This is a genomic window from Streptosporangium fragile (genome assembly GCF_039534445.1).
GTDB lineage: Bacteria > Actinomycetota > Actinomycetes > Streptosporangiales > Streptosporangiaceae > Streptosporangium > Streptosporangium fragile.
In genome coordinates, this window is sequence record NZ_BAAAVI010000133.1 from 1 (window position 1) to 9,744 (window position 9,744).

At 72.0% G+C, this 9,744-nt stretch carries 9 protein-coding genes and 1 pseudogene; 5 read left to right on the forward strand and 5 right to left on the reverse strand.

Annotated features, from left to right (window positions below):
* Nucleotides 1-233: 233 nt before the first annotated feature.
* The 3 genes from ABD841_RS39805 to ABD841_RS39815 all read right to left on the reverse strand — a co-directional run bounded on the left by ABD841_RS39805 (nt 234) and on the right by ABD841_RS39815 (nt 2,944).
* Nucleotides 234-1,568, reverse strand: coding sequence for an NAD(P)/FAD-dependent oxidoreductase (locus tag ABD841_RS39805; protein WP_344982245.1), 1,335 nt, complete (start codon nt 1,566-1,568; stop codon nt 234-236).
* A 27-nt stretch (nt 1,569-1,595) separates the two neighbouring features.
* A complete protein-coding gene (locus ABD841_RS39810) occupies nt 1,596-2,051 on the reverse strand; it encodes an ATP-binding protein (protein WP_344982246.1) in 456 nt (151 codons plus the stop codon).
* A 116-nt stretch (nt 2,052-2,167) separates the two neighbouring features.
* A complete protein-coding gene (locus tag ABD841_RS39815) occupies nt 2,168-2,944 on the reverse strand; it encodes a SigB/SigF/SigG family RNA polymerase sigma factor (RefSeq protein ID WP_344982247.1) in 777 nt (258 codons plus the stop codon).
* Between the two features lie 195 nt (nt 2,945-3,139).
* On the opposite strand from ABD841_RS39815, the gene ABD841_RS39820 reads away from it, so the two are divergent.
* Nucleotides 3,140-3,511 (forward strand): STAS domain-containing protein, encoded by a 372-nt coding sequence (locus ABD841_RS39820; RefSeq protein ID WP_344982248.1) that lies wholly within the window; start codon nt 3,140-3,142, stop codon nt 3,509-3,511.
* A gap of 52 nt (nt 3,512-3,563) precedes the next feature.
* Here ABD841_RS39820 and ABD841_RS39825 read toward each other — a convergent pair whose 3' ends face one another.
* Entirely contained in the window at nt 3,564-4,280 is a 717-nt protein-coding gene (locus ABD841_RS39825) for an ANTAR domain-containing response regulator (protein WP_344982249.1), read from the reverse strand.
* Between the two features lie 126 nt (nt 4,281-4,406).
* On the opposite strand from ABD841_RS39825, the gene ABD841_RS39830 reads away from it, so the two are divergent.
* The 4 genes from ABD841_RS39830 (at nt 4,407) to ABD841_RS39845 (ending at nt 9,152) form a co-directional block, all read left to right on the forward strand.
* The gene (locus ABD841_RS39830) at nt 4,407-6,266 is read left to right on the forward strand and encodes a SpoIIE family protein phosphatase (RefSeq protein ID WP_344982250.1); all 1,860 of its coding nucleotides are present in this window, start codon (nt 4,407-4,409) and stop codon (nt 6,264-6,266) included.
* Between the two features lie 87 nt (nt 6,267-6,353).
* Nucleotides 6,354-6,920: an STAS domain-containing protein gene (locus ABD841_RS39835; protein WP_344982251.1), complete on the forward strand. Its 567-nt coding sequence runs from the start codon at nt 6,354-6,356 to the stop codon at nt 6,918-6,920.
* Nucleotides 6,920-7,873, forward strand: coding sequence for an anti-sigma factor RsbA family regulatory protein (locus tag ABD841_RS39840; protein WP_344982252.1), 954 nt, complete (start codon nt 6,920-6,922; stop codon nt 7,871-7,873). Before ABD841_RS39835 ends, ABD841_RS39840 begins: the two co-directional genes overlap by 1 nt.
* Nucleotides 7,874-7,991: 118 nt before the next feature.
* On the forward strand, nt 7,992-9,152 hold the full coding sequence (locus ABD841_RS39845; RefSeq protein ID WP_344982253.1) for a glycosyltransferase: 1,161 nt from the start codon (nt 7,992-7,994) through the stop codon (nt 9,150-9,152).
* An 85-nt stretch (nt 9,153-9,237) separates the two neighbouring features.
* Here ABD841_RS39845 and ABD841_RS39850 read toward each other — a convergent pair.
* A pseudogene (locus tag ABD841_RS39850) lies at nt 9,238-9,744 on the reverse strand (hypothetical protein); the annotation flags it as partial.

The following is a 9,744-nucleotide window of genomic DNA, read 5'->3' on the forward strand; positions in this document are numbered from 1 at the left end:
CGTCCTGGCCTGGTCACACTTTCGACGACTCCATCAGACCCGTGCTCTGATCAGCCATTACCGACGACGCGGCGACCCACTCCCAGCGGAGCTACGAATGTAGTACCGGTGTGTGCCCCTCCCCGTTTTCCCCGGCACCCCCCGTGTCTCCCGGCGCCTCCTCCGAGCCCCTTTCCTGTTTCCCGGCGCCTCCCGGGCGCGGGCGAAGCTCCCGGGCGAGGCTCCCGTATGGATCACCGGGACAGGTCCCCGGCCCGGGTCGCCGCCTCGGCTCGGACGGCGCGCTCGTACGCCCGGCGGGGCTGGGTGAGCGCCCCGAGCGAAGTGATCTCCCTGCGGAAGAACAGCGCCAGGGTCCAGTCGACCAGTACCCGTACCTTACGGTTGGTGGTCGGCACCCGCGACAGATGGTAGGTGCGGTGCATGAACCAGGCCGCCCGGCCCCGCACCTTGCGGCCGTAGACCTGGGCCACTCCCTTGTTGAGGCCGAGGGAGGCGACCGAGCCGGCGTAGGCGTGCCGGTACGGGGTGAGCTCGCCCCCGCGGATCCTGGCCACGACGTTGTCGGCCAGCGTGCGCGCCTGGCGTACGGCGTGCTGGGCGTTGGGCGCGCACGTCTTCCCCGGCTGGGTGAGGTCGGGGACGGCGGCGCAGTCACCGGCCGCGAAGACCGTGGCGGAGCCCTCGACGGTGAGCTCGGCGGTCGCCCTGACCCGGCCCATGGCGTCCAGCGGGAGCCCGCTGCGCTCGACGAGCGGATGCGGCTTGACGCCCGCCGTCCACACCAGGGTGTCCGAGTCGAAGGCGGTGCCGTCGTCGAGGACGATGCGGCCGTCCACGGCCGACTCCAGCCGGGTGTGCAGGCGTACGTCGATGCCGCGCTGACGGAGCTGCTCCAGCGTCCACAGGCCCATCTCGGGGCCGACCTCGGGCAGGATGCGGCCGGTGGCCTCCACCAGGTACCAGTGCAGGTCGCCGGGGTCCAGGCCCGGGTAATAACGGCAGGCGCCGCGGGCCATGTCCTCCAGCTCGGCCAGGGCCTCGACACCGGCGTACCCGCCGCCGACGAAGACGAAGTTCAGCGCCCTGGCGCGGATCTCCGGGTCGGTGGTCGACACGGCGAGATCGAGCTGGGCGAGCACGTGGTCGCGCAGGCGGATGGCCTCCTCGATGGTCTTGAAGCCGACGCCGCACTCGGCCAGGCCGGGGATCGGCAGCAGGCGGGAGATCGAGCCGGGTGCGAAGACCAGCAGGTCGTACTCCAGGATGCGGCCGGGGCCCGCGTGCGGCCGGAGCTCGACGGTGCGCGCCTCGGGGTCCACGGCGACGGCCCAGCCGTTGAGGACGGTGCAGCGGGACAGGACGCGGCGGAGCGGCACGACGACGTGCCGGGCCTCGACGTTGCCCGCCGCCGCCTCCGGCAGGAACGGCTGGTAGGTCATGAACGAGTCGGCGGTGACGACGGTCACGCGCGCCTCGCCCGGGCGCAGCCGGCGTTGAAGGCGCAGGGCGGTGTACATGCCCACGTAACCGCCACCGACGATCACTATGCGAACGGGTTGCCTCATGAACCGGGCGTACCCAGAAAAAGCAGCTCAGACCTTGAAGGACATGGTGATGAAAGTGCCGGACGCGCCAGTCTCGAACCTGATGTCGGAACTGACCATCCGGGCCACCCACAGGCCCATGCCGCTGGTCGCGTAGGGGCCGGGCGGCGTCTCGCCGGGGGCGGTCCCGGGCTCCCAGTGACCCTCGTCGTGGATCTCCACGACGAGGGTCCGCCCGACGGTCCACATCCGCAGCACCGCCTTGGCCGTGGGGTGGCCGTGGGTGACGGCGTTGGTGGCGACCTCGTTCACCGCGACCAGGAAGTCGGCGAGGCGCTCCGGTGACATGCCGCTGCGCGTCGCCTGGGCGGCGGCGAAGTCGCGGACGTCGGGGAGGTCGGGGAGGCAGAAGGCGATCTCGGCCACCGGGGCCGCGGCAGGGGGGACACGGGAACGGTCGCCGCCCGCCGTGAAGCGGGCAGGACGAGCACCGTCCTCGTTCACCCGAGATCCGCCTCCCCTGTCCCGATCCGCCGTCTTCATCAGCATCCGGGGATATCCAAACCGCACCCTACAGCCGTATCGTCGCCGATTGGGGTGCCCGGCTACGGGCGGTGTATTCAGCACTCGGCGACCAGTTCCTCACGGAGCTGGTCCAGCACCTTCCGCAGGATACGGGAGACGTGCATCTGGGAGATTCCGAACTCGGCCGCGATCTCGGCCTGGGTCATGTTGCCGAAGAAGCGCAGCAGCAGGATGTTCTTCTCGCGCGCCGGCAGCTTGTCGATGAGCGGCTTGACCGCCTCGCGGTCCACGAGGAAGCCGAGTGCGTCGTCCTCGTCGGGGATGACGTCGCCCAGCGCCGCGGCGTCGTCGTCGGTACCGAGCGGGGCGTCCAGCGAGAGCGCGCTGTAGGCGGCGGAGGCGTCGAGGGTGAGCAGGACGTCCTCTTCGGAGATGTTCATCTTGGCCGCGAGCTCGGCGACCGTGGGGGAACGGCCGAGCACCTGGCTGAGGTCGGCGACCAGCCGGTTCAGCTCCGCCCGGCGCTCCTGGTAGACGCGGGGGACCCGGATGGCCCAGGTGCGGTCGCGGAAGTGACGCTTGACCTCGCCGGTCATGGTGACCACGGCGTAACCGCGGAAGGCGTGCCCCAGGGTGGGGTCGTAACCGTTGATGGCCTTCATCAGGCCCACGTACGCGGCCTGCAGCAGGTCCTCCAGCGGCTCACCGCGGTAGCGGTAGCGGCGGGCGATCTCCAGGGCGAGGGGACGGTGCATCTCGACGATGCGCTCACGCAGGCGTTCGGCACGTTCTTCGGAGACCTCAGGCAGGACCATTTCCGCCAGGAGCTCCTCGGCGGTCATGTCAGCGATTTCAAGTGCCTGAACAGACATTGCTGCTCCCTGGTATTACTGTCGGGCGAGCCGCGACCACGGAGCGACATCCGGGCAGACGGCATCGCCTCGACCACGTTTCGAGGCAAGGCCCTCTGCTGGACCTCTGTTTCCAGTATTACCCCGATTCCGGGAGTATTGCTCGCCCACAGGTAACAGTAGGGTTGCTAATCGAATGGCGCGAGGAGGCTTTGAGTGACGGTGTCGGAGAACGGCGAGAGATCGGCAGCCCTGACTCTCACGTCAGCGCTGGTCGGTGGGATCAACGTGATCCGGGTGACGGGCCTGCTGGACGCGACGACGAGAGACCAGTTCGCCGACTACCTGGCGGCCGAGACGAGCGAACACGGCCTCGACATGGCCCTGGACCTGAGCGGGGTCACCTTCATGGACTCACGGGCGCTGGGGCTCATCGTCCACCACTGGCAGCTCAGCACCGACGCCGGCGCCAAGTTCGCCCTCATCGGGGTCGAGTACGCCAGGACCAAGGTCATGTGGATCACCGGCCTTGCCCAGCGGCTCCCCATGTACGACACGATCGACGACGCGCTCGCCGCCTTCGGCTGACCCTGCCCACCCGGCGACCGCCGCGCCGGCCGATCGGCGGGCCGCTCCGGCGTCAGCGGCTCGTGGCGCCGCGGTTGCGCTGGTGCTCCTCGACGAGCAGCCGGGCCAGGTCGGCCACCTTCACCTGGTGGTGCTGGGAGACCCGGCGCAGCTCGTCGAAGGCGGCCTCCGCCGAGCACCCGCTGGACTTCATGATGATGCCCTTGGCCTGGTCGATGACGGCCCGGCCCGCCAGCGCCTCCTGCATCTGGGCGGCGTCGGTGCGGACCTCGTCGTAGTCCCACATGTTGGCGAGCGCCACGTTGACCTGCTCGGCGAGCATGTCGGCCAGCGGGGGGACGTTCCCGGCCGCGAAGACGCCGGGCCGGACACCGTACAGGCCGAGGACCAGGACGGCGCGTTCGACGGTGATCGGCAGCGTCAGGACCGAGCGGACCCCGTAGCGGATGGCCATGGCGGCGTAGGCGGGCCAGCGCGGCTCGCGGAGCGCGTCCTGGACGATCACGTGGCGGCCGGTGACACGGGCCTCCGCGGAGGGCCCCTCCCCCAGGTCCTCCTCGCTGTCGATGAGCACGATGAGTTCGCTGTGCGAGGCGGAGACGACCATCCGTTCCTCGCCCCACAGCTCGGCGGAACCTCCGGCGCAGCCGGGCACGCCTCCCGCCAGGGTCGCGGTGAGACCGCGTAGCACGCTCTCGCTGGAGGTTTCCTCGCTCACCCTGCCCAGGGTCGCCAGATCCCTGGCGAGCACGGGCGTCACCATGTCCATCTCGCGAGTCCCCTTCCCGGTTTCGCTACCTTAATCACTATCCGACCGCGCATCGATTCGGCCCACCGGGTGGCGTACCGTCTACGACGGGACGAGCCCCATTCCGGCTCCTGACGAGGACGTGCATTGACCGACGCCATTGGCCTTCAGTCCCTGGAGCAAGCGCTGAGCGCGCTCACCACCAGGGTTTCCTCCCTGCGTGAGGCCAAGTCCGCCTACCCCGCCGACCCCCGGTCCACACTCGACGCGGCCCTCGCCGAGCTCGACACCGCCCGCGAGTTGCTGGAGGCGTCCCTGGGCGAACTGCGCAGGGCGCCCAGGAGGTCGGGCGAACGGGAGAGCGGGTCGCAGCGGGAGCTCAAGCTGCTGCGGCAGGTGTTCCGGACCTTCCCGGTGCCGGTGGCGGTGCTGGACGCCTCGGGGGTGGTGCGGAGGATCAGCAACGAGACCTCCCGGATGCTCGGCAGCCCCGCGGGCTACCTGATCGGCCGCTCGTTCCCCTTGTTCGTCGACGTCTCCCGGCGGGCGGCCTTCCGTTCGCACCTGACGGCGGTCCAGCAGGGCGGCCAGACCGCGACGTTCCAGACCCGCCTGGCCCACCAGGGCCGCGCGCACACGGTCCAGCTGGCCCTCACCCGGCTGACCATGCCGGGCGAGCCTCAGGAGATGGTCGCGGTCATGGTCCTGCCGCTGGAGACGCAGGTGGCCGGGCCGGCGCCGGGACCGGCCGACCGGTCGGACGCGACCCTGGTCCTGACCGCGGCCCGCCGCCAGGAGCTGCTGGCCAGGATGACCCGCCTGCTGCTGGACGAGGAGAGCCTGCGCCAGCCGGTGACCGTCACCCGGGCGTCGCGGCTGCTGGCCGCCGAGTGGGCCGACTGGGTGATCGCCGACGTGGTCCGCGACGGCATGCCCCGGCGGGCCTGCGTGATCGGGCCGAGCGACAAGCCGGTGACCGAGCTGGTCCGCCTGGTCGAGGGGATGAACCCGCTGACCGCCCCCGCCATCGCGCACGTGCTGACCGGCGGTTCCGGCGTGGTGCACGAGATGCTGGAGAACGAGGAACTGCTCGGCGACGTCCCCGGCGGGCCGCCGCTGCTGCGGGTGATGGGCGCCGCCTCGGTGCTGATCGTGCCGATCGGCGGCGACGGCGGCGTGCTGGGCGCCCTGACCCTGGTGCGGCCGCGCGACCGTGAGCCGTTCTCGCTGGCCGACCTGGGCCTGATGGAGGAGATCGGCGCGCACCTGGGGCTGGCCCTGCGCGCCCGGCGCAGCTTCCAGACCCGCTCCCAGGCCGCCGAGGCGCTGCGCACGAGCGTGGTGCCGCGGAGCCTGCCGGACATCCCCGGGTTCGAGGCCTCGGCGATCTACCACGCCGGCTCCAGCCTGGTGGGCGCCGAGTTCTACGACGTCTTCCCGGTCGAGGACGGCTGGGGCTTCGCCCTTGGTGGCGCCGCCGGCAAGGGCGAGGAGGCTGCGTCGGTCAGCGCCATGGTGCGCAACGGGTTGCGGGTGCTCAGCGTCTGGGAGTCCGACCCGGGTGAGGCCCTGCGCAAGCTGAACCAGGCGCTGGTCGCGCAGCACAACGGCATGTTCGTGATGGCCGTGGCCGGGTTCGTGCGGGGACGCAGGATCAGGCTGGCCAGCGCGGGGCACCACCCCGCGGCCCTGCTCCGGCCCGACGGCGGGGTGCGCTTCACCGCGGGGGGCGGTGTGCCGCTGGGCATCGGCCCGGAGGCCGAGATGTTCACCGAGGAGCTGACGCTGGCCTCCGGCCAGACGCTGGTCTTCTACTCCGACGGCCTGGTGGCCTCGCGCAACGAGCAGGGTGAGGCGTACGGGGAGACCCGGCTCGCCGACGTGCTGGCGCGGTGCGCGGGGCGCTCCCCCGCCGAGGTCGTCAAGACGATCGAGGAGGACCGGCACGCGTTCTCCGGCGGGCGAGTATGGGATGAGATCGTGATACTCGCCCTCCGTGTCGTATAAGTTTACTGACTTGGCGTGACACGGCGGTCTCGCCGCGCGACGACCGCCCGTGTCCGGCGACGCCCGCGTGCAGCAGAGTGGGGACGGATGATGGGATCACCTCAGGGCCTGCCCTCGCCCGGCTGGATCGGACCCGGAGAGCACCTCTGCCTCGCCTTCGACCACGACGAGGAGCGCGAGCCGGTGCTCGCCGCGTTCGTCTCCGACGGCCTGGCCCAGGGTGATCAGGTGATCTACCACACCGACGTGACCCACCCGGCGGTGCTGACGGGGCTGCTGCGGGGCTGGGGGGTGGATCCCGGCAGAGGGGCCGTCCCGGCCCCGCGCTCCGGTGCCGAGCCGCTGCGCGTCCGGCCGACGTCCGACCCGTGCGGGCTACGGGTCGAGGGCGAGGTCGGCACCGTCACCCTGCCGATGTTCACCGCGGCGCTGCGGGAGGCCGCGGCGCGGGAAGCGGGCGACGTGCACCTGGACGTGAGCGGGCTCGTCTTCATCGACCTGGCCGGGCTCCGGACGATCGTCGACGTCGCGGGCGGGCTCGCGGCTCCCCGGTCGTTGGTGCTGTCACCGGCCTCCTCGCACGTCCATCACCTGATCACCATGATCGGCTGGGACTCGGCGCCCGGCCTGCGCCTGAGCGAGAACGATCTTTAATGAGCTCCGTTCACCAAGCCGCGGTCTACGACTCCGACCGGCGGTTCCTGGACATCGCGCTGCCGTTCGTCCGTGACGGGCTGGCCAAGGGCGACCCGGTCCTGGTCACCACCACCTCGGCCAACCTGGAACTCCTCGCCGACGCCCTGGGCAGGGACGGCCGCCTGGTCGACTACGCGGAGAGCGGCTTCCTGGGCCGGCGGACCGTGGAACGTGCCACCGCGTTCCACCGCTACTGGCAGCGGCGCGGTGCCGAGGCCTCCCGCGGCGGGTACGTGCGGATCCTCGCCGAACCGGTGTGGACGGGCCGGGCCGCGGCCGAGGTGCGGGCCTGGCAGCGCATGGAGGCGGGCCTCAACCTGCTGTTGAGGGGCACCAACGTGTGGATGATCTGCCCGTACGACGCGCGGGTCCTGGACCCGCGGGTGGTGGTCGGCGCCAGGCACACCCATCCCACCCTGGCGGAGGCCGGTCGCCCGCCGGTCCCCTGCCCCGAGTACACCGACCCGGTGGAGTACATCCGCGAGTGCGACTCCGTACCGCCGCCGGAGCCGCCGGACGACGCGGCGAGCGCCCGGGTGGAGACGCTCCACGACCTGCGGGCGTTCGTCAGCGGTCAGGCGTCGTTCATGGGGCTGAGTCATGACCGCGCGACGCTGCTCGCCGTGGCCGCCAACGAGGCCGCCGGGATGCTGGAGACGCCGTTGTCGGTCCGGCTCTGGGAACGGCTGGGCGCGGTCACCTGCCGCATCCGCAGCGCGACCGGCGGCGTGCCCGATCCGGTCGCGGGCTTCCTCCCGCCGGGGCCGTCGGCCGGGCCCGGCGACGGGCTGTGGATCGCGCGGCAACTCTGCGACCGCCTCGACATCCACCACGACCAGGAGGGATGCATCCTCCAGCTGCGTTTCCCGAGCGCCCGCGCGGAGGAGTTGCGGCAGAGCCGGAAGTACTGAGGTTTGGCTTCGACGGAGATCGGGGTATGGTAAGCCTCATACAGACGTGTGCCTAAGACGCAGGCACCCCTGAAGGAATCACAGGCTTGCCATGCCTATCTCCTCCCAGAGGTGTGCCGTGAATATTGCGTTCGTCTCCTCCGAAGCCCTCGTTCCCGCGCAGGACGAGTCCGATCTCGCCGCCCAGCGCGCCCATCTGCTGGCCATGGCCCGCGAGCTCGGCCGGGAGCACAAGGTCACCATCTACACCCGCAGGAACTCCGAGACCGACAAGGACCGGGTCCGCGTGTCGCAGGGTGTCACCGTGGAGCACCTGCCCGCCGGCCCCGCCGAGGAGCTTCCCGAGGACGGCGTGCTGCCCTACCTGTCCGACCTGGGCGACCAGCTGATGCGCCGCTGGGGCCAGGACCGGCCGGATGTGATCCACGCGCACTCCTGGACCGGCGGGCTGGCCGCCATCGCCGGCGCGAGCGGCCTGAACGTGCCCTTCACCCAGACCTTCGGCAGCGACCACACCCGCGACACCAAGGACGCCAAGAAGGTGCGCCTGCAGCGGGCCATCGGCCGCCGGGCCAGCGCGGTGATCGCCGGGTGCGGCGACGAGGAGAGCTCGCTGATCCGGCTGGGCGTGCCGCGCCGCAACATCGCGGTCATCCCCTGCGGAGTCGACGTCGAGCGCTTCAAGCGCCAGGGTCCGGCCGCGGCGCGCAGCGGCAGGCCCCGGCTGCTGCACGTGGGACCGCTGACGTACGACAAGGGCGTCCACACCGCGATTCGCGCCCTGGAAGGCATCCCCGACGCCGAACTGGTCATCGCCGGCGGGCCCGCCGCCACCGACCTGGAGCACGACGCCGACGCGCACCGCGTGATGCTGCTGGCCAAGGAGGTCGGCGTGGACGACCGGATCACGCTGCTCGGGCACGTACCGCACTCCTCGGTGCCCAAGCTGATGCGCAGCGCCGACGTGGTCATGTCGCTGCCGCGGGAGGCTCCGGCCGGGGCCGTCGCGCTGGAGGCCATGGCCTGCGGCGTGCCCGTCATCGCCTCGGCGGTGGGCGCCCACCTCGACTCCGTCGTGGACGGGGTGACCGGCCTGCTGGTGCCGGCCGACCGCCCGGCGCAGACCTCCCGCCTCACCCGGGAGCTGCTCGCCGACCCGACCCGCCGCACCGCCCTCGGCTTCGCCGGCGCCGACCGCGCCCGGTCCCGCTACTCGTGGGAGCGGATCAGCCAGGAGCTCGTCCACGTGTACGAGAGCGCGCTGGCCGGCAGGCACTGACCGCGCGGGGGCCCGCCGCCGGGCCCGCCGCACCGGATCCCGGAACCGGGGGCCCCGCTCGGGCCCCCGGTTCCGCGTTCACCGCCTACGGATGCCGGACCGCGCGGCGGTGGAGGACGACGCCGAGGCCGCTCGCGGCCAGCAGGACGGCCCCGGCCAGGACCAGGATCACCGCGCCGCCCACGGCCCCGTCGGTCCAGTCCCAGACGGCCTCGGGGACGGCGAGCGTCAGGCCGGCCACCCCGCTGACGATCAGCACCCAGGTGCGCTCGCGCACGTACAGCGCGAGGCAGGCCAGCGCGATCACCGTGGTGAGCGAGTAGCCCCAGGCCGCGTCGTCCCAGAGCAGCGGCCACTGCCCGCCGAACAGCGCGATGGCGGCGCCCATGCCCAGGGCCAGGGCACGCGGGGCGAGCCGTCCGGCGAGGGCGAGCACCAGGATGAGCACACCCAGCGCGATGTACGCCAGGCCCCAGAGGGAACCTCCCTGCCCGGCGACCGCGTCGAGCAGGCCGGTGACCGTGACCATGGCCAGCGCGCCGCAGGCCAGCAGGCCGGCCGCGGTGGGCAGCAGCGCGTAGCCCACCGCGGC